14 protein-coding genes are annotated in these 22,841 nt (G+C 65.2%); 10 read left to right on the top strand and 4 right to left on the bottom strand.

Features of this window, described 5'->3' with window-relative positions; genetic code table 11:
* The first annotated feature begins 1 nt into the window (after window position 1).
* Together U4Y90_RS02210 and U4Y90_RS02205 are read left to right on the top strand one after the other, a co-directional pair.
* Window positions 2-1,702: a TnsD family Tn7-like transposition protein gene (locus tag U4Y90_RS02210; RefSeq protein ID WP_321791749.1), complete on the top strand. Its 1,701-nt coding sequence runs from the start codon at window positions 2-4 to the stop codon at window positions 1,700-1,702.
* Between the two features lie 55 nt (window positions 1,703-1,757).
* On the top strand, window positions 1,758-3,668 hold the full coding sequence (locus tag U4Y90_RS02205) for a TnsD family Tn7-like transposition protein (RefSeq protein WP_321791747.1): 1,911 nt from the start codon (window positions 1,758-1,760) through the stop codon (window positions 3,666-3,668).
* A gap of 405 nt (window positions 3,669-4,073) precedes the next feature.
* On the opposite strand, the gene U4Y90_RS02200 is transcribed toward U4Y90_RS02205, so the two are convergent.
* Both U4Y90_RS02200 and U4Y90_RS02195 read right to left on the bottom strand, forming a co-directional pair.
* On the bottom strand, window positions 4,074-4,382 hold the full coding sequence (locus tag U4Y90_RS02200; protein WP_321791745.1) for a hypothetical protein: 309 nt from the start codon (window positions 4,380-4,382) through the stop codon (window positions 4,074-4,076).
* A 195-nt stretch (window positions 4,383-4,577) separates the two neighbouring features.
* Window positions 4,578-5,159: a DJ-1/PfpI family protein gene (locus U4Y90_RS02195; protein WP_321791743.1), complete on the bottom strand. Its 582-nt coding sequence runs from the start codon at window positions 5,157-5,159 to the stop codon at window positions 4,578-4,580.
* Window positions 5,160-5,423: 264 nt separating this feature from the next.
* On the opposite strand from U4Y90_RS02195, the gene U4Y90_RS02190 reads away from it, so the two are divergent.
* Both U4Y90_RS02190 and U4Y90_RS02185 read left to right on the top strand, forming a co-directional pair.
* Window positions 5,424-5,882 (top strand): hypothetical protein, encoded by a 459-nt coding sequence (locus U4Y90_RS02190; protein WP_415749279.1) that lies wholly within the window; start codon window positions 5,424-5,426, stop codon window positions 5,880-5,882.
* 138 nt (window positions 5,883-6,020) lie between these two features.
* Window positions 6,021-8,711, top strand: a complete 2,691-nt coding sequence (locus tag U4Y90_RS02185) for a mechanosensitive ion channel family protein (RefSeq protein ID WP_321791739.1) — start codon at window positions 6,021-6,023, stop codon at window positions 8,709-8,711.
* A 7-nt stretch (window positions 8,712-8,718) separates the two neighbouring features.
* Here U4Y90_RS02185 and U4Y90_RS02180 read toward each other — a convergent pair whose 3' ends face one another.
* Window positions 8,719-9,327: a cysteine dioxygenase family protein gene (locus U4Y90_RS02180; RefSeq protein WP_321791737.1), complete on the bottom strand. Its 609-nt coding sequence runs from the start codon at window positions 9,325-9,327 to the stop codon at window positions 8,719-8,721.
* A 127-nt stretch (window positions 9,328-9,454) separates the two neighbouring features.
* Here U4Y90_RS02180 and U4Y90_RS02175 point away from each other — a divergent pair, with 127 nt between their 5' ends.
* Window positions 9,455-9,928 (top strand): Lrp/AsnC family transcriptional regulator, encoded by a 474-nt coding sequence (locus U4Y90_RS02175; RefSeq protein ID WP_321791736.1) that lies wholly within the window; start codon window positions 9,455-9,457, stop codon window positions 9,926-9,928.
* Between the two features lie 337 nt (window positions 9,929-10,265).
* Complete coding sequence (locus tag U4Y90_RS02170) at window positions 10,266-10,487, top strand: hypothetical protein (protein WP_321791734.1); 222 nt, start codon at window positions 10,266-10,268, stop codon at window positions 10,485-10,487.
* A gap of 5 nt (window positions 10,488-10,492) precedes the next feature.
* Here U4Y90_RS02170 and U4Y90_RS02165 read toward each other — a convergent pair whose 3' ends face one another.
* The gene (locus U4Y90_RS02165; protein ID WP_321791732.1) at window positions 10,493-13,039 is read right to left on the bottom strand and encodes an FUSC family protein; all 2,547 of its coding nucleotides are present in this window, start codon (window positions 13,037-13,039) and stop codon (window positions 10,493-10,495) included.
* A 202-nt stretch (window positions 13,040-13,241) separates the two neighbouring features.
* On the opposite strand from U4Y90_RS02165, the gene recC reads away from it, so the two are divergent.
* The 4 genes from recC to arfB are packed head-to-tail and all read left to right on the top strand — an operon-like array spanning window position 13,242 to window position 22,817.
* A complete protein-coding gene (gene recC / locus U4Y90_RS02160) occupies window positions 13,242-16,640 on the top strand; it encodes an exodeoxyribonuclease V subunit gamma (protein ID WP_321791730.1) in 3,399 nt (1,132 codons plus the stop codon).
* On the top strand, window positions 16,637-20,341 hold the full coding sequence (gene recB, locus U4Y90_RS02155) for an exodeoxyribonuclease V subunit beta (protein ID WP_321791728.1): 3,705 nt from the start codon (window positions 16,637-16,639) through the stop codon (window positions 20,339-20,341). Before recC ends, recB begins: the two co-directional genes overlap by 4 nt.
* Complete coding sequence (locus tag U4Y90_RS02150) at window positions 20,338-22,368, top strand: AAA family ATPase (protein ID WP_321791726.1); 2,031 nt, start codon at window positions 20,338-20,340, stop codon at window positions 22,366-22,368. The genes recB and U4Y90_RS02150 overlap by 4 nt, the downstream gene beginning before the upstream one ends.
* Before the next feature lie 41 nt (window positions 22,369-22,409).
* Window positions 22,410-22,817, top strand: a complete 408-nt coding sequence (gene arfB / locus U4Y90_RS02145) for an alternative ribosome rescue aminoacyl-tRNA hydrolase ArfB (protein ID WP_321792555.1) — start codon at window positions 22,410-22,412, stop codon at window positions 22,815-22,817.
* Window positions 22,818-22,841: the final 24 nt, after the last annotated feature.

Here is a 22,841-nt window from a genome sequence, read left to right as displayed (position 1 = left end):
CATGGCGATTGCTCTCAGACGGCCGCACGTAGATGAATTGCTCGTAGGCGTGTTGGCTGAATACATCAAACACGAACGAATCTCGGGGAAGGAGGCCCTCCTACATGAGTTGTTTGGCTACAGAGCGCACTCTCTCTTCGATATGCCCGGAGGTTTGGACCGCCTCGCAGACCAAACTCAAGATTACTGGAACCTGAGCGCTGAGGACATCGCGTGGCAGACGACACTGTTCCCGTACCACGCCGCAAGCTGCTCGCCCGGTGTCGCAACTCGCGTCTTGCAGGCGATGAAGCTTCCGTCGTCCGTTGCAATCAAGAACCGGGGTGGCCTAGGGTTCGGCCGGTTCGTTCGGCTGGAAGCATTTCGCTATTGCACGCAGTGCGTTGCCGACGAGCGGCGCGCGGGACTGTGCGAGTACACCCACCGTGCGCATCAACTGCCTGGTGTCGCACTCTGTCATCAGGACGGGTCGCTTCTGCACGTATCGTCAATCAGGACCGAGTCTCCTTTCGAACAGTTATCGGAGTCGGAGGGATTCTGCAAAGGGGGGCAAGTAATCGACATCGGCGTTCTGGACGGACTGTCGATGGCTCGACTCCAGGGCGTGGCAAGACGGTCCTTCGAAGTCTTGAGTTCGGCGCCGGCCTCGTCGCTCTATCAGACGCAGTCGCAGTACAGAACTCAGTTGGCGCTCGCTGGATACGCGACGGCTTCAGCAAATGTCCGTATCGACGCGCTTTCGCGCGATATCACGGACTTCTACGGCGAGAGATATCTGGCATGGGCGGGAATGTATCGAAAGGGCCAGCGGGCGCGAGACTGGCTCGTCCCGTTGCTTTGCCAAGGACAGGCTGTGCCGCCGACTTTTGCCCATGTTCTTCTTATGGAATTCTTGACCTCCCGCTCGACTGCGCAAGACCAAGACAAGCGAGAAATTGTCATCGAGTGCCCTGCGCGCTATGCAAATCATCCTTTGGGCGAGTTCAACGGCGCGTTCGAGCTCAACGAGGCCGGTCAATCCGGAACCGCTAAATGCTCATGTGGTACGTACTTCTCCTTCAAGCGTTGCGAGGGACGAATGCGTTCCCAAGGCATCTCGCGCTATGGGCCGGCATACAAGGATGCTGGCAACAGCTTGCTGCACTTGGGGAGAAGTGCGGCCGAAGTTGCTCAGCATCTTGACGTTAGTGTGATGACAGTTCGACGTCTTACCCAAGCGAACAAATGTGAACCGCCTGCCACTCGACACCCTAACGTCGATACTCTCAGGAGTCGGTGGGTCGCGCTTTTCGAACGCGACGGTGAGATGAGTCTTTCTGAAGCACGTCGCTTGGCCCGGCCGACGTATCGGCAGCTTCTGAAATACGACCGAGAGTGGCTCTCCGACTTTTCTCGTCGCTATCAGAAGTCGTCCACGCCGACGAGGGTGGATTGGGCGGCAAGAGACCAAGCCTATAGAGAAGCTATGCAAAGAGCGGCAGACGAACTCGCTGAGGCAAACCCGCCCCGGTGGGTGAGCGAGATAAGCATTCTAATGGTTGCGGATTTGCCGCAAGGAACTAGGAATGTGCTCCAGCACCTACCGCTCTGTCGTCAACTGTTGCGCGAACGCGTAGAGGCGAGGGCTATGTTTCGCAAACGCGTCCTTCGATGGGAGGAACGACAAAGGGCGATAGACGCCGAGGCGGTCGTCGTTATGTGAGAGAAAACGTGTACCTGTCCAATGATTGTTACGTGATTATTGAGTGAGGTGAGCTATGTCGTTAGCCTTGAAGCCGCTGCAAGAAGGGGAAACTCTGCACAGCAACCTTAGCCGCTACGCGGAAGAGGTCGGTCTAGAGACATTGAGGCCAATTTACTTGCTCGTCTTTGGAAAAAGCGTCAACTTCCACAATCGGATTCTACCGAACGGAATCGAACGATTTTGCGAGGAGGCAAAGCATTATTGGCAAGTGTCTCCAGCGGAGTTCGTTACGGAGAATAGCGGATACTTCTACTATTTGCAGTTCGCTAGCGCAGAAACATGTGAGCGGGCACGGGATTTCATACTTAAGCCGCCGGGCGTCGCGCCATATGCTCTAACGGTCCAGCGACAGCATGATTCGGAGAGGTTCGCAGTGCGGTATTGCGCCGCATGCGTGGCGGACCAAAAACGAAGGAACATCGAGCCTTATCTCAGCGTGAGACATCAACTTCCAGGCGTATTCCTATGCGCCGAACACAGCACGCCGCTTCGTTCTCTGCGTCTCAACCCTGGGATAGACGCCCGGGCCGAAGCGGTGACGATTCGTAGATTCGCGACGGGGGACGACCCCGTGCCTGCAGAGAGTTTGAGTGCAGGCGAGATGGCGGCGGCGCTTGACGTTGCTTGCAGAAGCGTGAATCTGTTAAGAGGGTTTGATGACAGTTGTATTGGCTTTGCGTACGAAGACATGCTACGAGAAGCCGGATTTCTCACGTCAAAGGGTGGCACCTTGAATCGCCAAGCGGTATGGGAAGGAATGAAGGGATATTTCGGAGAAGCGTTCTGCGTGCTTGCCGGACTCGAACAGGGCGCATACATGAGAGCGTTTTGGAGACCCTATGAGAAGGATGTCATTCGGTGCCCGAGGCCGCTTCGATATCTTGCTCTTCAATCTCTACTTGAATACCGAGCATCTCAAGGTGCAGGTGTAGTGCCTCTTATTGTTACATCCACACCTGATATCGAGAAGCTTCAAACGAGTTGGGCGGCGATGGGTCTCATCTGTGAGCCGACGGTTAAGGCTCGTCATGGCGTTTGGATGGTGACGGCTGCGGAAGATGTACAGAACCTTTCCGGAAGATACCCGTGTGAGGGAAGCCTGCATCGCAAACGTGATGGAATCGATGAGGTTGGGGTAAAGCCCGCGGCGGGTCGATTGATGCTCTCTTGCACATGCGGAAGGAGGGTGACTTTCGGGCCCGTTGAAGGCAGCACACTGAAAAGTAATCCGCAGGTGTCTTACGGGGAACGCTATAAAAATGCTTTTGTGCGGCTGGTTAATAAGGGTTGCATTCCGAACGTTGCGGCGCGTCAGCTCAACATAAGCAGCGACCTCGCGTTCACTTGGAAGCAACAGATTGAGGGTGCGCGCACTCGCTCGTCGAAAGTGCGCGAATCCATCCCGGAGAAGCGTGAGAGATGGACCAAACTGTTTTCGGACTTTCCAGAGAAAGGACTGGAAGAAGCCAAGCTGGAACTGAGAGCCGTTTATTCGTTTCTGCGCAGGTACGACGTCGAATGGCTCCGGAACTTTAACAATAACTTGGGTGAGCTTCGGCGTTCGGAAATCGTCGAATCTCGCCTCAGAGAGGTGGACACTGCATACCAGCAACTTATCAGCATCGAGCCGCCGGTATGGATTACGGCAGCGAAACTTCGCCGAGCGTCAGGCGTTTCTCGGAAGAAGACGGCAACTTCTGAAGTTTTGGACGAGTTCGTGGCAAGTAAGGCTGAAAGCAACGAACGCTACTACGACCGGACAATCGACTATTGGATACGGATATTCGTAGAGAGGCCGCCACTGGCGTATCTTGCCTTTCTTCGAAATTGTCACTTGGCGCATGTACGACTTACGCAGAGCCAGCAGCGCCGAATCAAGGACTGGTTGCAAAGTCGGTTGGAAAATCCAGCGGTTGCAGTTTAGACCTGTTGCGTCGCATCAAATCTGGATGTGGCACTTTTAAAGTGAGGGGCCGGAAAGCATTGTCGCGCCTACGTCCCTCACACTTTGCGTGTGATTTTCGACTGAGCGTCGAGCCACGCCGTTCATTTGCGTCAAACTTTCGCGTATCCCGCCAATGAGAATGCCAACGGTTGGTCAAGGCTCCGCGGCGAATTTTGCCGCCAACTTTGTTGTGCGCTTCTATCCGTGCGTTCGCTTGAACGTCTTGGCGCGAATATACCTGAAAGCGTGGTGCGCGCCGCGGATAGCGCGCGCGGTCTGCGGCTCGGGGCGTCGAACAGAAAGGTAAGGCGGGAGAGAAAGCGGGCGGTGGTGATCCGAGCCGCAGACGTGGAACGCAGCGCATGGTGCGCCGCGCGGAGAGCGTCAGTACAAATTGGTGAACACGCGCGGCTGTCTGAGCAGGCGTTTGCCGCGCACGACCCAATAAACGGTTGCGCAGACGAGCAGCAGAGCCACCGCATACACCGCGAGCGGCGAAATGCGCTCGGGCGCCGGCGGACTGGTCGCGATGAGCAAAGCCGCGAATAACGCGGCGCCTGCCTGATAAAACGCTCGATGGGCGAGACTGCGACGCATGCGGGGAGTGGTGAAGCGGGAGACGGGGGCGCGAGTAAACGGCTCGAATAACATCAACCCTGCGACCAGGGCGACAGCGACATTCATGAAGAGCATGGTGCGAGACTTCGGTGGGGGCAGGGACGCGAGCGAATATATGCCAACCGAATAGGCCGCCAGAACCAGAAGTCTCTTAAATGTAGAAGGAAAATTCTATTTGCGAGGATTCGCGAAAATCATCGCTATAGCCAGCTTTCTGAAAGGCTGGCGCGGTCAATTCGCGCCAGCGAGGTTCCCCTGCGATGCAAGGTTTCAGAGTTCGATGCGCGTGCCGAGCAGGACGAGAAATTGCCTGATCCACGCCGGATGCGCGGGCCATGCTGGAGCGGTGACGAAATTCGCGTCGGTGATGGCGTCGTCCACGGGGATGTCGGCGAAGGTCGCGCCCGCGAGCCGCACTTCCGGCGCGCACGCCGGGTAGGCGGAAACGCGCCGTCCTTCGATGACGCCCGCCGCCGCGAGCAACTGTGCGCCGTGGCAGACAGCCGCGATCGGCTTGTTTGCCTGCGCAAAATGGCGCACGAGTTTTAGTACGCGCTCGTCGAGACGCAGATATTCCGGCGCGCGGCCGCCTGCGATCGCGAGGGCGTCGTAGTGGACCGGATCGACGTCGTCGAAGCTCGCGTTGAGCGTGAAGCGATGGCCCGGCTTTTCCGTGTAGGTCTGATCGCCCTCGAAATCGTGGATCGCCGTCTTCACGTAGTCGCCGCGCTTTTTGCCCGGGCACACCGCATCGACCGTATGGCCGATGGCCTGCAGCGCCTGAAACGGAACCATCGTTTCATAGTCCTCGGCAAAATCGCCGGTCAGGAACAGAATCTTCTTGGCAGCCATCGCAAGACCTCGTCAGAGATTGAGTTGTCGGGTGCTCGATGCCGCGCGCAAGGCGCGCCGCGCGGATCAGTCTACTATCCATGCGATGCCGCGCCTATGACACGTCAAGCCGCATTTCCGGAGCCGCTTCGGGTCGACGGCGTATGATGTGCGCGAGTTTCGAGATGGAATGCGCCGCGCGATGGTGTGCGGACGCGAATTCCGCAGGAGTGCGCCCGAACGCGCACCAATCAGGCAGAAGGTAAGACGATGCAGATGACTCCCATGACCCGAATCGTTCTGGCGCTCGCGGCGCTTGGCGCGCTCGCCGCGTGCGAGAAGCACGACGCGACCGCCGGACAGGCCGCTGGCGCTTTCAATAATCTCGCGAGCCAGACGAGCCAGAAGTTCGATCAGGCGGCGAGCTATGTCGGCCAGAAGGTCGATGCGGCCAAGCAGTCGGCCCAGCAGAACATCGACAACGCGGGCTCGATGCCCGATGTGTCCGCGAGCAGCGTCGCCGCGACGGCGCGCGCGAACTTCGACAACGCGGCGAGCGCCACGAACGCGGCGATCAACAACGCCGCGAGCGCGACCGGCGCCGGCCTGCAATCGGCGGGGCGCAAGTTGCAGGAATGGTCCGCGAAGGATGGCGGCGCGTCGAATCCGCAGGCGAGCGCGCAAGGCTCGGTCGCGGGCCCCACGTCCGAAAGCAGCGGCGCACGCACGGAAATGGACAAATAGCGCGTGTCGAAGCTCGGCGCGAGCGCTGATTCGTCTGAAAAATCGACGCACAGAGGCTTAACATTCGGTTACGTCCGCATTGGTCGGCGTTCCTTTCTCAGCCGCTAAACTGGCGGTCTTTCAGAAATCGAGACCGTTATGAAGTCACGCAAGCTCGCGCCTGCACGCGCGGCGGCGTCTGTCGCGATGTCCTGGATAGCGGCGTTCGTGCTGTTTTGCGCCGCGTTCGTGCGCTCGCGCGCGCGCCACGCTTCACGCGCTTTTTCGCTTGCCCTTTCGTCGATGCTCGTCGCGCTGGCCGCGTCGATCGCATTCGCGGCGCCTGCCGCCCAGGCCGCCCCCGCGCTCACGCTGCCGACCTTCCAGGAACTGATCACGCCAGCCGCGCCCGCTTCCGCGCCGGATGCCGCATCGGCGCCCGCCATGTCCGATGCCGAGATGGTGCGCTCGCTCGACAACATCATTTCCACGCTCGACAGCGACAAGCAGCGCGCCGCGCTCGTCTCGCAATTGAAGCATCTGCGCGACGCGAAGCGCGTCGCCGATGCCACGGCTCCGGCATCCGGCGCGGCGGCGCCTGCCGCGACGGCGGACGCGACAGCGAGCGGCACGGCGGCGGCGGGCGCGCAGCCGACATCGGGCGCGACGGCGTCGTCGGTCGTGGCGACCATGGCGCAGAACGCGGGCCTGCTCGGCGCGATCGCATCGGCGCTCACCAACATCGAGGCCGACGTGAAGCGCGGCAAAACGCCGATCGCCTATTGGGTCGGACGGTTTAACGCCGCCGGCAACGAGCTCTTCACGATCGTCTCGAGCCAGAGCCGCGAGCCGTTCGGACGCACGCTCTTCAACTACTTCGCGACGCTCGCGGGCTGGGGCGCGTGCGCGATGGTGCTGTTCTATCTGCAGCGGCGCGTGCAGGCGGGTTATGGCATCGACACCGGTCTGCATTCGAATCCGACGACGCGCGAACTGCTGCTTTTCACGCTGCGTCGCGTGGCGCCGTATCTCTTCGCGTTCCTCGCGGCGCTGACGTTCACGCACTACATGCCGCTGTCGCTCGGCCGCACGCTCGCGATGGTCACCGCTTACGCGATGGTCGCGGGCGCGGTGTTCTCCTCGATCTGTCTCATCATGTTCTCGCTGTTCGGCTCGGCGCACCGGCGCGTCGCGGTGAACCTGCTGATCATCCGCGCGCGGCGGCTGCTGTTTCTGATCGGCACGCTCGGCGCGCTCGGCGACGCCGCCGCGAACTACGACGTCGCGCAGCAGCTCGGCACCAATCTCTCCGGCCTGATCTCGACATGCGCGAACATGGGCGCCGCGGGCCTCACCGCCTACTTCGCGCTCGCTTTCCAGCGGCCCGTCGCGCATCTGATCCGAAGCCGCACCTACGAGCAGCGCAACACGCGCAAGGCCGCGACCGAGACCTTCGAAGTGGTCGCGTCGCTATGGCAGTTGCCGCTCTTGCTGCTCGCGTCGGCGTCGGTGGTGGCGACGCTGATGGGCATCGGCACGTCCGAGAACGTCTTGCAGATGGCGATCGCGACCGCGGGCCTGCTCGTCGTCGCGTTCTTTCTCTCGGCGATCGTCGTGCGCATCACGCGGCCCAAGTCGCGCAAGCCGCGCCGGCAATCGGCGTATGTGCGCCGGCTCATCAAGTTCGTCGGCACGATGATCGTGGTCGGCGTCTGGCTTGTGTTCCTCGAACTGTCGTCGCGCTTCTGGGGTTTCTCGCTCGCGCACATGGCCGAGGAGAGCGTCGCCGCGCGCGGCATCACGCACGCGGTCGCGATGATCGTGCTGACGTTCTTCGTCGTCTGGCTGATCTGGATTCTCATCGATACGGGCATTCAGGAAGCGCTCCGGCCCGACGCGGCGCGACGTGGCGGACGCGGCCCGAGCATGCGCGCGCGCACGATGCTGCCGCTCGTGCGCAATGTCGTGTTCGTGTTCCTGCTGACCGTCGCGGCGATCGTCACGGCCGCGAATCTCGGTCTGAACGTGACGCCGCTGCTCGCGGGCGCGGGCGTGATCGGCCTCGCGGTTGGCTTCGGCGCGCAGTCGCTCGTCGCGGATCTGATCACGGGACTTTTCATCATCATCGAGGACACGATTTCGGTCGGCGATTCGATCGAAGTGGAGGGCGGCCATGCGGGCATCGTCGAGAGTCTGACGATTCGGACCGTGCGCCTGCGCGACGGCCAGGGCGCGATCCACGCAATCCCGTTCTCGCAGATCAAGACGGTGAAGAACCTGTCGCGCGATTTCGCGTATGCGGTGTTCGAGGTGCGCGTGCCGTTCACGGCGGACATTGACGAAGTCACGCAGATGATTCGCGAAGTCGGCGCCGAACTGATGGCCGATTTGCGCTATCGGCTGGAAATGCTGGGGCCGGTCGAAGTGTGGGGCCTGGACCGCTTCGACCCGAACTGGATGGTCGTGAAAGGGCAGATCAAGACACGGCCGTTGCAGCAGTGGAGCGTCGCGCGGGCGTTCAATCTGCGCATCAAGCGCAAGATGGACGAAGCCGGCATGGAGATTCCCGTCCCGCAGATGCACGTGCAGATGACACGCGATGCAATGCTCGATGCGGACGCGCCGGAAATACGCGCGCGCGCGCGGCGCATCTGGACGGGCGAAACCCCGCCGCCCGCGGAAGAGGAAGAAGAGCTGGCGATCGGTCCGGCCAATCCGCGCGAAGCGAAGGTCGTGGCAGGCGCGGCGCGCGATGTTTCGCACGAACCGCAGCCGGCGCCGCCGCCGACCGATCAATCCGTGCAGATTCCGCCGCAGATTCCGACCGCTTCCGAGCCGGGCAAGGGCTGAGCCTTCTTCAGGCGGCGAGCAGGTCGTTGACGTGCGTGGCGATCTGCTCGCCCGCGACGCCGTAGATATGCAGCGACACGGCGCGCGCGGCCGCATCGGCGGGATTGCCGAGCCGATGAATCGCGCCACGCCCCGCATCCACATACGAAACCGCACCCGACGAACGCGGATGATGCCGCGTCTCGATCGCGCGATGCTCGAGCGCGTCCCAGCGGTAAAGCGTTTCTTCCAGCGCGCCTTCGATCACCGCATATCCGCACCACGTCTGATGACCATGCACCGGGCTCGCTTGCCCCGGCTCCCAGACGAGCGCGGCGATCGCGTAGCGGTTGAGCGGATCGGCGGCGAGCAGATGGCGGCAATAACCCTGCGGGTTGCTCACGCGCTGATCGGGGCGCAGCACACGCGGATCGGCGATCGCGCGTTGCAGCGCGAGGCGCACACGCTGTCCGAACGATGCGCGCGGTTCCGCTTCGGCCACCGCGAAAGCGGCGTCGACCTCGCGGCACAATTGTTCGAGCGCCGGGTTTCGACTGGCGCCGCAATCCGGAATCGGGAAAGCCGGAGAATCCGGTGAAAAGGGCCGCGCCGGGCGGCTGACATGTTCGAGACGCATAGTGGATGAGCCGTTTCGTCGTTGTTGTCCGTTCGACTCATTTATACCGGCTTGCCTCCAGAAATAGTTTCCATATAATTCCGCTCGGATATCGAGAAATAGAATAATTTCCTATTAGGGGTGCAGCATGGGAATGGACCTCATCGACCGCAAACTGCTCGAATTGCTGCAGAACGACGTGACGATGCCCATCGCGGAGCTCGCGCAGCGCGTGAATCTCTCGCAGACGCCGTGCTGGAAGCGCGTGCAGCGTCTGAAAGAGACGGGCGTGATCCGCGCGCAGGTGGCGCTATGCGATCCGAAGAAGCTGGGCGTCGGCACGACGGTGTTCGTCGCCGTGCGCACGAACCAGCACACGCAGACGTGGGCGGACGATTTCACGCGCGCCGTCCGCGACATTCCGGAAGTGGTCGAGGTGTACCGGATGAGCGGCGAGACCGACTATCTGCTGCGCGTCGTGGTGTCGGATATCGACGATTACGATCGCGTGTACAAGCAGCTCATTCGCGCCGTGCCGCTGTACGACGTGAGCTCCAGTTTCGCGATGGAGCAGATCAAGTATTCGACGGCGTTGCCGGTGAGGCCGACGCTGGAACCGTGAACGGCGTTGCTCGTTCGTAGCGCGCGAAAAGAAAAGCCGCCCGGGCGGGCGGCCGAACGCGTCCGGTCACTAGGTATCCCGGAGTCTGCCCCTTGCAGCCCACGCCGGGATCGGGCGCGCATGGAATCGTGACTAGTATCGTCAGACGCACGGCCGTCGATCAAGCGCGTGCGTGCATCAGAGCATTTCGCGACAGGCGCGCGAGTTTCGGAACGACGCCAGCCGACACGCCGAAAGTCGTATCGGCGCGAGCCGCGAACGAGGCTTCGCAACCCATCTGAAAACCAAGCCGGGTAACATGTCAGGCTATTTCCGAAACGTCGCCACGAATCTTTTCATGAATCACGACCCCCGCGATCCCCGCCGCCCGAACGGTAAGCCCAGGAAGAATCCAACCCGCGCGGTCAGCGTGTTCATCGTCGTCGTGGTGCTGCTCGTGATCGGCACGATTCTCTTCAACGCGATTCGCGAGAAGCGAGAGTTCGACGAGCAAAACGCGCAGCCGTCCGCCGCGAGCGAGGTGCGGCCCGCGGTGCCGGCCATCGGCGCGTCGCACTAACGTCGTCAGACCGGCAGGCGGATCTGCGCGGCGTCCTTGCCGATCAGCGATGCCGCCGTCAGCATCTGCTTGCATTGATGCGCGAGCAGCTTGAGGTCGTGAAGCGCGTCAGCGGGCAGCGACTGCGCGCGTTCGGCATCGACGACCATCCTGTCCAGATCGCGCCGCAGTTCCTTGAGTGCGTCCGCCTGTGCGGGCGGCGCATCCGGCCTGGCCGCGGCGGGCAGTTCGTCCTGGGCGTCGGCAAGGTTGTCGCGGACGATGCCGAACGTGCGCTGCACCGGCTCGAACGGCTGGCCGCCCGCCTCGTTGAGCGACTGCAGGAGCGGCGCGGCGGCGGTGATCTGCGACGCGAGCACATGACTTTGCACGAGCAGATCGTTCAGTTCGGCGACGTATCGCTGCTGCGCTTTCGGCTCCAGCATCATGCGCTGGAACGCCTGCGCGAGGTTGGCGAACGCGACATGCACGTTCTTGCGCGCGAGCCGATAACGGAAATCGCGATCGAGCGCGGTGGCCGCCACGGTCGCCGCGGCGGAGGCGCCCTTGCTCGCCGTGGCCGCCGTGCTCTCGCCGATGCTGACCGAGGACAATCGCTGTGCGGTCGCGCTCGCGGCTTTCATCGCGGAATCGGCGACCCGTGCCGGTTCGAGCGGCGCGGTGGCGGTGGCCGGCCCGTTGGCCGCATCGGCCGTGATCGTCGCGTTTTGCGCGGGCGCTTCGGCCGCCGATGAAGACGACGCGACCGCGCCCGCATTCGCATCGGCGAACACCGCGCGGCCCACAGGCGTTTCCACGGTCGCCGGCGAGGCCGCCGCGCGTGTTTTCTCCGCCTGGGTCGCGCGCCACCACCAACTGGCTTCCAGATAGTTGCGCGTCGCGGCGAGCAGATCCTTCACGAGCTTTCCCATCAGCCGGTATTCCCAATACGGGAAGAGGTGACTCGCCGCGATGGCGATCGCGCAGCCGACGACGGTATCGATCGCGCGCTCGCCGATGATCCGCATGTTGCCCGGCGCGAGCAGATGGAACATCAGGAGCACATACGACGACGTGAACACGACGCTCGCCGCGTAATTGAAAAGCAGGAGGCTGTAGCTCATCACCATCGACGCGAACATCACGAAGAGCAGGATGTGCGGCTCCTTCACGAAGAGAATCAGCGCGATGGTGAACGCGCAGCCGATCGCCGTGCCGATGATCCGCTGCGTGTTGCGCTGCTTGGTGAGCGAATAGCCGGGCTTCAGGATGATGACCGTCGTCATCACGATCCAGTACGCGTTCGTGAGCGGCAGGAGACGCCCGAGCCAGAATCCCGCGCCGACGGCGATGGTCACGCGCAGCGCATGCCGGAAGCTCGGCGAAGCCATCGTGAGATTCGAGAAAATCTGCATGAACGGCACGCGGCGGCTCGATATGAAACGCGACAACGCGTGGTCGATCTGCACTTCGGTTTCGGTCGCGCTGGCGTCGTCGCGCGTGCGGCGGCGCATCTTGTCGATGAGGCGCGTCGCGCTCCATAAACGCCTGAATACGGCGGCCGCCGCCGCGTACGCTTCGGGATTTTTCTCGGGCAGCCCGTGCTTGCGCATGAGTTCCAGCTCGTATTCGATCGCGCGCAGTTCGGCTTTCATGCTGATCTGCCGGCCGGCCGCATTGTTCTGCAGCACCGCGAGGCCGATTTCTTCGAGATCCGCGCTCGCCTTCCTCATCAGGTCGCGATAGAAGATCAGCACGTCGGAGCCCGCGAACGTCTTGCGCACGAGCGGATAGTCCGTGTGCGCGCCGACGAAGAACTCGTGCAGGTCGACGACGTTGATGAAAAGATTGAAGAGCCGCGCGCGGCGCGCGTCGAACTTGCCGCTCTTGACCTTCGGCAGGTTGCGCAGCACGATGTCGCGCGCCGCTTCCTGCTGTTCGACGGCCACGATCTGCTTTTCGATGAGCTTGCGATAACACTCGTCGAGATCGGCGTCGACGTCATAGAATTCGGCGCGCGCGCGCAGATACTCCGCGCAACTGAAGATGCTTTCGGCCAGCGCCTGTTGCTCGATGCGATAGACGAGCAGGCGGCTGACGAGCGTAGCCCAGTACGTGTACCAGAGCCCGCCCAGAAGAATCCACGATGCGTTGATGAGCGCCTGCATCGGGGTGAAATGATCTTCGAGCGTGACGACCATCATGAAGAGCGTCGCGAAGCTGATCTGCGGCCAGCGATTGCCGTACACGACGATCAGCGACAGCACGAACGTCAAGGGCACGATGGTCAGCCACAGCGTGACCGGATGCGCCGTCGCGATGCCCGTTGCGAGCGCGGCGCAGAAGCCGATCACCGTGCACGCGAGCATCTCGTTGTGCTTGTGTTTGAGCGCACCGGGCATGTCGACGACGCACGCGCCGAGCGCGCCGGTTGCGATCGTGAAACCCAGCTCGCGATTGTTGAAGACGATGAGCATCAGGATGGCGGGCAGCGAAACGCCCAGCGCGATGCGCAGTCCGCCGAAGAAATACTGGCTGTAAATGAACTTCCTGATTTCGAACGAATAGCGCATCGACTTCCTGTTTGACGCTCGTGGATGTTCCGGGGACGAGGCGAGGACGAGTCTAACTCAACTCACCCCGGCTTCAGACCTCGGCCGTTCGGCCAGGTTCTCGGCGATGCGCCCGCTTTGCTATGCTGGCGCCTGAACCAACCACGCTTTTCAGATCACGCCTCGTCGACGCTTTCACAGGCCGCACGGCAAGCCGCTTTCCATGCTCGAACTCTTTTATTCGAATCGTCACGAGACGCTCGCCGCCGCGCTCTTCGAGGATCTCGACGCGTTCGCGATGCGCGAGGGCGATCCCTTCGCGCGCGAGGCCGTCATCGTGCCGAGCGCGGCTTTGCGCCGGCGGCTCGAACTCGACATGGCCGGGCGCTTCGGCATCTGCGCGAACGTCGACTTCTGTTATCTCGCGCAGTGGCTCTGGGCGCAGATCGGGCGCGTGCTGCCGGTGCCCGCGCATTCGCCGTTCGCGCCGGACCGGCTCGCGTGGCGCTGCTACCGGCTTTTCGAGGATCCGTCGCTCGGCGATTCGGCGCGGCTCTCGGCGTACCTCGACGCCGCCGACGATTCGATGCGCTACGAACTCGCGCGCCGCATCGCGACGGTCTTCGATCACTATCTGACGTATCGTCCGGAGTGGCTCACGCACTGGCAGACGGGCGGCTCGATCCTGGCGGGCGGCAGCGCCGAAAGCGATGCGCGCGGCCCGCGTCTTGCAGGCGCGAACGACATCCAGCGCGAGGACGAGCGCTGGCAGAGAGCGCTCTGGCGCGCGTTGCTCGCGGACCTCGCGCGCGACGCGAACGGCAACGAGAAAGACCCGGCGCCGCCCGCGTATCGCTTTCTCGCCGATGCACCCGGTTTCGATCTCGATGCCGTGATGCGCGCGCAATGGCCGCGACGCATCAGCGTGTTCGCATTGCCGACGATGCCGCCGCTGCATATCGCGCTCTTGCGCGAGCTGTCGCGCTGGATCGACGTGCGCGTCTATGCGCAAAATCCGTGTCGCGAGTTCTGGTTCGATATCGTCAGCGAGGCGCGCGTCGAGCAGCTCGAACTGAAGGGCCAGGCGGATTATCAGGAAGTCGGTCATCCGCTGCTCGCGGAGTGGGGCCGGCAGACGCAGGCGCAACTGCACATGCTGCACGAGCTGACCGAAAGCGCGGCGTCGAGCGAGCGCCAGCTATTCGAAGACAATCCCGCGCCCACCTGGCTCGCGCGTCTGCAGAACGGCATCCTCGCGCTCGATGAAGAGCGCGCCGGGCCGGCGCCGGAAGACATCGTCGAAGCCGGCATCGAGGTGCATGTATGTCATAGCCTGTCGCGCCAGCTCGAAGTGCTGCACGACCGGCTGCTCGACTGGTTCGACGATATCGAAGGGCTGGAGCCGTCGGACGTGCTCGTCGCGTTTCCGGATCTCGCGGTCGCGGGGCCGCTCATCGACGGCATCTTCGGCACGGCGCCCGCCGGCGCGAGCAACGAGCGCCGGCGCATTCCATACCGGATCACGGGCCTGCCGCCGTCGCAGGCGAATCCCGTCGCGCGCGCGCTCATCGACTGGCTCGCGCTCACCGAGCGCAGCGTCGGCGCGCCCGAACTCGTGGAATGGCTGCGCGTGGACGCGATCGCGGCGCGCTACGGCATCGACGCCAGCGCGCTCGAAACGGCGCAGGCGTGGCTCGCCGCGGCGGGCGCGCGGCGCGGCTTGCGTCCCGACGAAGTCACGGCGGACGACGTGCCCGCCGCGCGCCATACCTTCGCCGATGCGCTGACGCGTCTCTATCTCGGCTACGCGCTGCCGGGCGGCGGCGCGCCGGTCGCGGAGTGGCTGCCGATCGAAGGCGCGAACGGGTCGGACGCGGAACTGCTCGGCCGCCTCACGCGCTTCGTCGACGACATCGACGCGTTCGCCGAGCGCATCGCGACTGCGCGCACCGCGCGCGCCTGGGGCGGCCTGCTGCTCGACGCCCTGGAGCGTTTCTTCGATGCGGGCGTCGCGTTCACCGATTCCATCGGCGACGTGCGCGGCGCGATCGATGCGCTGATCGTCGCGATGGACGAGGGCGCCGGCGCGACCGAAGTATCGGCCGCCGTGATCCGCACCGCGCTCACCGATACCCTCGACGATCCCGCGCGCGGCGGCGTGCCGTGGGGCGGCGTCACGTTCTCGTCGTTGACGAGTCTGCGCGGCCTGCCGTATCGCGTCGTGTGTCTGCTCGGCATGGACGACGGCATGCTGCCGAGCCTCACGCGCGCCGACGAGTTCGATCTGATGGCGCGCTTCGGCAAGCTCGGCGACCGTCAGCGTCGCGACGACGAGCGCAATCTGTTCCTCGACCTCGTGCTCGCGGCGCGCGACCGGTTCATGATCGCGTACACCGGGCGCAGCATTCGCGACAATGCCGTGCTGCCGCCCGCGGCGCTCATCGACGAACTGCTCGACTATCTCGCGCAGTCCGTCGCGGGCAGGCATGCGGCCCCGGACGCGCTCGAAAAAGCGCGCGCGCGTTTCGTCTTCGAGCATCCATTGCAGCCGTATGCGCCCGAGTACTTTCACGACGACGGCAGGCTCTTCACTTACGAACCCGAGCGCGCCGAATTGGCCCGCGCGCTGGAGTCGGGCAAGACGCAGCCCGTCGCGCGATTCTTCACTGCGCCCTTGCCGCCGGAAGACGATACGCAGACCGTCGCCTTCGACGACTTCGTGCGCTTCTGGCGGCATCCGGCGCGCGCGCTCCTGCGCGACCGGCTCGGCATCGCGCTCGTCGACGCCGAAGCCGAGCTCGACGACACCGAGCCGTTCGAACTGGGCTTCGCGGGCCGCGATGCACTCGCCGCACGGGTGCTGCCCGCGCTGCTCGACGCCGCCGACGACGGCGATCGCGCCGCGCGCGAACGCGCGAGACGTGTCGCGCGCGCAAGTCCCGAAATGCCGGGCGGCGCGACGGGCGGCGTGTGGCAGGCGCGCGAGCTGCACGCACTCGGACAACTGGCCGAGCGTGTACGGTCGTCGACATCGGCGGGTGTGGAGCGTCTGCCGTTCGCGCTCGATCTCGCGCCGCGCTGGCCCGACACCGCGGGCATCGCGCTCTTCGGGGCACATGACGGCGCGCTCGCCGATGTCCGTCCGATGGCACTCGTCGGCACGTTGAACGCGCTGACGCCGCAGGCTCAGGTGATCTATCGCTACGACGCGCCGCGCGCGCGCGACTACTTGTCCGCGTGGCTCGCGCATCTCGCGTATTGCGCGGCGCTGCCCGACGGCCCGCGCCGCACGATCTGGCATGGGCGCGGCTCGCAGGCGGCGGATTTCGAACTGACGCCGGTCGCCGATCCGCTCGCGCATCTCGCCGCGCTCGCGTCGCTCTATCGCGCGGGCCGCCGCATGCCGCTCAGGTTCTTTCCGAAGAGCGCGTGGCTCAAGGTGAAGGAGGGCGATTCGAAAGCGCAGTCCGCGTGGGAATCCGAACGCACCCGCGCCGAATCCGACGATCCGGTGCTCCGCATCGCATTTCGTGGCGCGGATCTCGCGCTCGACGACGCCTTCGCCGCGCTCGCGCGCATCGTGTTCGAGCCGCTCGTGCAGCATCTGCGGAGCGGCGCATGACGAATCCGACTTCATCCATGAATGGCATCGACGTGCGCGAACTCAACGTCTTCTCTTGCGCGCTCGACGGCGTGAACCAGATCGAGGCGTCCGCCGGCACCGGCAAGACCTGGAACATCTGTGCGCTCTACGTGCGGCTGCTGCTCGAAAAGCGGCTGTCCGTCGAGCAGATTCTGGTCGTGACCTTCACAAAGGCGGCCACCGCCGAACTGCACGAGCGCGTCCGCTCGCGGCTCGCGGGCGTCGCGCATGCAATCGAAACGGGCGATGCAGCGGGCGATCCGTTCATCGAGCAATTGTTCGACACGACCCTCGCCGAGATCGACCCGGAAGAGGCCGCGAAGCGCCTGCGCATCGCGGTATCCACATTCGATCAGGCCGCTATCCACACGATTCACGCGTTCTGCCAGCGCGCGCTGCAGGAAGCGCCGTTCGCCGCCGCGATGCCGTTCGCGTTCGACATGGAAGCCGACGACAGCGCGCTGCGCTTCGAGCTGGCGGCGGACTTCTGGCGCGAGCGCGTGGAGCCGGTGGCCGCACGCACGCCGTCGTTCGCGTCGTGGCTCGTCGCGAAGGGCGCCGGGCCGGCCTCGCTCGACGCGCAGCTCGCGCGGCGCCTGAAGAAGCCGCTCGCGGCGCTGCGCTTCGGCGATGTCGATGCACTCGAAGCCGCCGACATGCAGGCGCTGTTCGACGAAGCTTGCGCGTTGTGGAACGCGGAGCGCGACGCCATCGCGAAGCTGCTGTTCGACGCCGAAGCGATCCTCAACAAGACGACGCACAAGCGCACGATCATCGATGCGGCCATCGATGCATGGACTGCATACTTCGCCGAAGCCGACTGTCATGCGCCGCCGCCGGAGAAAGCGCTGAAGCTCACCGCCACCGCGCTGACAAAAGGCACGAAGGCGAAGAACACGCCGCCCGCGCACGCCTTCTTCGATCAGGCCGATGCGCTCGCCGCGTCCGCCGCCGCAGCCGAGGCCTCGCAGCGCGCGATGTGGCTCGGCATCGTGCGTGAGTGGCTCGATCACGCGCCCCCGGAACTCGCCTCGAGAAAACGCGCGCGCCGCGTCGTGTCGTTCGACGATCTGCTGTCGAACCTGCATCACGCGCTCGTGAAGCACGCGTGGCTCGCGCAGGCGCTGCGCGCGCGTTATCCGGCTGCGCTCATCGACGAATTCCAGGACACCGATCCGCTGCAGTTCGCGATCTTCGATCGCGTGTTCGCGCCGCACGGGCCGCTCTTTCTCGTCGGCGATCCGAAGCAGGCGATCTACAGCTTCCGCGCCGCCGACCTGCACACGTATCTCGCCGCGCGCGACGGCGCGAGCGCGCGTTACACGCTCGCGGTCAATCAGCGCTCGACGCCGCCGATCATCGAGGCGTGCAACCGCGTGTTCGAGGCGAATCCGGCGGCGTTCATTCTCGACGGGCTCGACTATCAGCCCGTGCGCGCGGGCACGCGCCAGCGCGGACCGTTCGTCTACCGGACGCCGGCCGCGGCGTACGCGGATATCGCCGATTTTTGCGTGTGGATGCTGCCGCACGGCGAGTCGGCGCTTTCGAAAGCCAATGCCCAGCGCGACGCGGCCGAAGCCTGCGCCGCCGAGATCGCGCGGCTCTTGCGCGGCGCGCAGCGCGGCGAGGTGAGCATCGGAAAAGCGGCGCTTTCGGCGGGCGATATCGCGGTGCTCGTGCAGACGCATAGGCAGGGCAGTCTCGTGAAGCGCGTGCTCGCGGCGTGGGGCATCGGCAGCGTCGAGCTCGCGCAGGCGTCGGTGTTCGGCTCGCTCGACGCCGAGCAGATCGAGCGCGTGCTCGCCGCCATCGACACGCCGGGCGATCTGCGCCGATTGCGCGCCGCGCTTGCGACCGACTGGTTCGGTCTCGACGCCGCCGCGCTCTGGCGCCTGGAACACGCGGACGCGGCCGATCCGCACGGCGAGCCGATCGACTCCACGAACTGGGTCGAGCGCTTCTCGCGCTATCGCACGATCTGGCACGAGCGCGGCTTCGCGGTGATGTGGCGCACGCTCGCGCGGGAGCTGTCAATCGCGGCGCGTCTCGTCGCGCGGCCCGACGGCGAGCGCCGGCTCACGAACGTGAATCATCTGGCGGAATTGCTGCAGGCGCGCTCGGCCGAGCAGCCCGGCATCGCGCCGACGCTACGCTGGCTCGCGGCGCAGCGCGAGCAGCAGGGCGGTGGCGAAGAGGCGCAACTGCGTCTCGAGTCGGATCGCAATCTGGTCCAGATCGTTACCGTGCATAAGTCGAAGGGGCTGGAATATGCGGTCGTGTTCTGTCCGTTCCTGAGCGACGGCGCATCGCGCGACGCGTCGAGGTCGGGCCTGCCCGATGCGCGCGAGTATCACGACGACGCGGGCGTCGCGGTGCTGCACTACGGCATCGACGACGACGAAGACGATCACGTGAGCGCGGCCATCGCGCGCGAGCAGGCGGCCGAACGGGCGCGCCTCGTGTATGTCGCGCTGACGCGCGCGGTGTTCCGCTGCTATGTCGTCGCGGGCTTTTACGTGTCGAACCGGTCGACCAAGGAGTCGCGCCGCAGCGTGCTCAACTGGCTCGTCGCCGGCAGCGGGAAGGACTTCGATGCGTTCTGCGCCGAGCCGCCCGAGGAAGCGGACATCGTCGCGGCGTGGCATGCGGTGGCGGCGCAATCCGACGGCGCGATCGGCGTCGCGCCGCTGCCGGTGATCGACACGCGCGAGCCGCTCGCAGCCGTTGCGTCCACCGGGCATGAAATCGCCGCGCGCACGAATCAGCGCATCTTGCGCGACCGCTGGCGCATGGCGAGCTTCAGTTCGCTGATCGCGGCCGGCGCGCGTGACGAAGCGAATCAGGCGCAGCCGCCGGAGGCGCGTCCCGATCACGACGAACTCGCCGCGCTCGACAACGCGATGCGCACGGATACCGCCGCGCGCGACGAATCGCGGCTCGCGCCCGACGACATTCTCGCGTTTCCGCGCGGCGCGGCGGCGGGCGAGTGTCTGCATCGCATGTACGAGCTGGCGGATTTCACGGAGCCGTCGGGTTGGCCCGGGGCAGTCGAGCGCGCGTTGCACGAGCATCCGACGCCCGCGCCGGAGGCGCTCGCGCCGCGTTTGCGTCCGATGATGCTGCGCCTGCTCGCCGATACCGTCGCGTCCGAGATCGCGCCCGGCATGCGGCTTTCGAGCATCGCGATGACGCGCCGCATGAACGAGCTGGAGTTCCTGTTTCCCGCCGATTCGCTCGATTTCACCGCGCTGCGGCGCCTGCTCGCCGCGCACGGCTTTCCCGACGTCGCGCTGGAGTCCGGCGCGTTGCGCGGATACATCAAGGGTTTCATCGACATGATCGTCGAGCACGAAGGCCGCTTCTGGATCATCGACTGGAAGTCGAATCATCTGGGCGACGCCACATCCGACTATGCCGCCGCGCCGCTCGACGTGGCGATGGCGGAGCACGCGTATCACCTTCAGGCGCTCATCTACGTGGTGGCGCTGCATCGCTATCTGCGCGCGCGGCTGGCCGGTTATGCGTACGACACGCATATCGGCGGCTATCTGTATCTGTTCGTGCGCGGCGTGCGTCCCGACTGGCGCGATGGCGCGCAGCCGAGCGGCGTGCATCGCGGGCGGCCGTCGCTGGAACTGGTCGAAGCGCTCGATCGACTGATGTCGGGAGGCGTCGCATGAGCACGCCCGATGCAATGGAAGCCGCGCGCGCCGCGCCCGCACCCGCGGACGAAAGCGCGGCGCTCGCCGAAGGTTTCGCGCGCCGCATGAGCGTGCTCGCGGCGCGGCTCGGTGCCGGCGAACGCAGCGTGCTGTGGGCCGAACGCGCCGCGCTGGCGATGAGCCGCGCGACCGCGCAGGGCCACGTGTGCCTGCCGCTCGCCGTGCTCGCCCGCCGTCACGACGCGCGCCTGAACGAGGCGCGCGACGCGCTGCTCGCGAGCGGCGTCGCGTGCCTCGTGCGCGGCGATATGCGCGCGGACGCGGCCGATCTGCTGCCGCTCGTCATCGACGAAGATGGGCGGCTCTATCTCGCCCGTTATTTCGACTACGAGCGTCGGCTCGCGCGGGCGCTCGTCGAACGCTCGCGCGAGGCGCGCGCGCCGGTTTCGAAGCAGGACATCGCGCAGCAGGCCGGGCGCATCGCGCGTTATTTCGGCCCGCGCGCCGACGACGACATCGACTGGCAGCGCGTCGCCGCGTTCGTCGCGCTGGCGGGACGGCTGACCATCGTGAGCGGCGGCCCGGGCACGGGCAAGACGACGACGGTCGTCGGCGTGCTCGCGTGCCTGCTCGCCGATCCGGATTTGCGCATCGCGCTCGCCGCGCCGACCGGCAAGGCCGCGCAGCGCATGCAGGAGGCGCTCATCGAGCGCGCGGACAAGCTGCCGCCCGAGCTTGCCGCGCGCCTGCCGCGCACGTCGTTCACGCTGCAGCGTCTGCTCGGCGTGCAGTCGGACGGGCGCTTCCGGCATCATCGCGACAATCCTTTGCCGTATGACGTGATCGTCGTCGACGAGGCCTCGATGATCGACGTCGCGCTCGCCGCGCATCTGCTCGAAGCCGTCGGGCCGGCGAGCCGTCTCGTGATGCTCGGCGACAAGGATCAGTTGTCGGCCGTGGAAGCGGGCGCGGTGTTCGCGGAACTGAGCGCGGAGCCGTCGTTCAGCCGTGCGGGCGTGGCGCGCGTCGCGGCCGCGCTTTCGGTCGATGCAAAGCGCCTCGAAGCCGCGCTGCCGCATGCCGAGGCGCCGAAGCGCGAGGCGCAGCCGGGACTGTTCGATGCTGCGCCCGTCGACGATTCCGAAGGCTACGGCGATCTCTTCGACACCCTGCCCGACGACGCGAGCGGCATCGGCACGAGCGCCGAACCCGCGCTCACCGATTGCGTCGTGTGGCTGCAGAAGAACTATCGCTTCGGGCTCGATTCGGACATCGGCCGCCTGTCGATCGCGATCCGCGACGGCGACGAAAAAGCCGCGCTCGATGCGCTCGATCCATCCGGCAAACGCGCGGCCGTGCTCTTCGACGACGGCGACGCGGCGCTGTCCGAACGCACGCTCGCGCGTCTCGCGAAAGGTTTCGCGCCGTACGCAGAAGCGCTGTCCGCCGTGCTCGACGGCACGCAAGCCGATCACGCCCGCCTGTTCGACGCGCTCAACCGCTTTCGCGTGCTGTGCGCGACGCGCAAGGGGCCGCGCGGCGTCGATGAAGTGAACGCGCGCCTCGCCGCGAAAGTGCGCGAGCAGGCGGGCATCGCGCTTGCGTTCGGTGCGCAGTGGTTCGCCGGGCGGCCGGTGATCATCACGCGCAACGACTACGCGCTCGGGCTTTTCAACGGCGATATCGGCATTGCGCTGCCGGGCGCGGATGGCTTGTTGCGCGTCGCGTTCCGCATGGCCGATGGCACGCTGCGCCACGTCTCGCCCGCCGCGCTGCCGCCGCACGACACCGCCTTCGCGCTCACCGTGCACAAGTCGCAGGGCTCGGAGTTCGAACACGCGGCGCTCGTGTTGCCGGGCGCATTCGTGCGCGTGCTGTCGCGCGAGCTGGTTTATACGGCGATCACACGGGCGAAGCGCACGGTCGAAGTGATCGGCTCGGCGGAGATCTTCGCGCAGGCCGTCAGGGAGCCGACGCGGCGCGATTCCGGGCTTGCCGCGAGAATGCGTCGTCTGGCGCGAATGCAGCTTGCAGAGCGTGTATGAGCGTGTATGAGACAGTCCGACAAAGGAGCCGACCGATGACGATGACCGACAGCCTCTTCGTGCCGCCGAACGAAATCGAGCTGACGGCCGTGCGCGCGCAGGGCGCGGGCGGTCAGAACGTGAACAAGGTGTCGAGCGCGATCCATCTGCGTTTCGACATTCGCGCGTCCTCCTTGCCGGAGCACATCAAGGCGCGGCTGCTCGCGCTCGCCGACAGCCGCGTCACGCGCGAGGGCGTGGTCGTCATCAAGGCGCAGGAGCATCGCACGCAGGACATGAATCGCGCCGCGGCGCTCGCGCGGCTCGACGAGCTGATTCGCAGTGTCTCCGTCACGCGGCGCAAGCGCATCGCGACCCGACCGACGCGCGCATCGCAGTTGCGCCGCGTCGAAGGCAAGGTGAAGCGCGGCGCGATCAAGGCCGGGCGAGGGCCGGTGCGCGGCGAATAGGTCGGCTTTCGACGACGCGGCACT

The organism is Caballeronia sp. J97 (assembly GCF_905220305.1).
In the GTDB taxonomy this organism is placed as follows: domain Bacteria; phylum Pseudomonadota; class Gammaproteobacteria; order Burkholderiales; family Burkholderiaceae; genus Caballeronia.
The sequence above is the reverse complement of the archived record's forward strand: the minus strand, read 5'-3'. Positions and strand labels throughout refer to the sequence as shown.

Excerpts from the sequence above, each read along its gene's own strand:
- U4Y90_RS02165 (WP_321791732.1), bottom strand. The coding sequence starts at position 13,039 with ATGCGCTATTCGTTCGAAATCAGGAAGTTCATTTACAGCCAGTATTTC.
- U4Y90_RS02190 (WP_415749279.1), top strand. The coding sequence starts at position 5,424 with ATGACCCGAATCGTTCTGGCGCTCGCGGCGCTTGGCGCGCTCGCCGCG.
- U4Y90_RS02200 (WP_321791745.1), bottom strand. The coding sequence starts at position 4,382 with ATGCTCTTCATGAATGTCGCTGTCGCCCTGGTCGCAGGGTTGATGTTA.
- U4Y90_RS02205 (WP_321791747.1), top strand. The coding sequence starts at position 1,758 with ATGTCGTTAGCCTTGAAGCCGCTGCAAGAAGGGGAAACTCTGCACAGC.
- U4Y90_RS02170 (WP_321791734.1), top strand. The coding sequence starts at position 10,266 with ATGAATCACGACCCCCGCGATCCCCGCCGCCCGAACGGTAAGCCCAGG.
- U4Y90_RS02175 (WP_321791736.1), top strand. The coding sequence starts at position 9,455 with ATGGGAATGGACCTCATCGACCGCAAACTGCTCGAATTGCTGCAGAAC.
- U4Y90_RS02210 (WP_321791749.1), top strand. The coding sequence starts at position 2 with ATGGCGATTGCTCTCAGACGGCCGCACGTAGATGAATTGCTCGTAGGC.
- U4Y90_RS02195 (WP_321791743.1), bottom strand. The coding sequence starts at position 5,159 with ATGGCTGCCAAGAAGATTCTGTTCCTGACCGGCGATTTTGCCGAGGAC.
- recB (WP_321791728.1), top strand. The coding sequence starts at position 16,637 with ATGACGAATCCGACTTCATCCATGAATGGCATCGACGTGCGCGAACTC.
- U4Y90_RS02185 (WP_321791739.1), top strand. The coding sequence starts at position 6,021 with ATGAAGTCACGCAAGCTCGCGCCTGCACGCGCGGCGGCGTCTGTCGCG.
- U4Y90_RS02180 (WP_321791737.1), bottom strand. The coding sequence starts at position 9,327 with ATGCGTCTCGAACATGTCAGCCGCCCGGCGCGGCCCTTTTCACCGGAT.
- U4Y90_RS02150 (WP_321791726.1), top strand. The coding sequence starts at position 20,338 with ATGAGCACGCCCGATGCAATGGAAGCCGCGCGCGCCGCGCCCGCACCC.
- recC (WP_321791730.1), top strand. The coding sequence starts at position 13,242 with ATGCTCGAACTCTTTTATTCGAATCGTCACGAGACGCTCGCCGCCGCG.
- arfB (WP_321792555.1), top strand. The coding sequence starts at position 22,410 with ATGACCGACAGCCTCTTCGTGCCGCCGAACGAAATCGAGCTGACGGCC.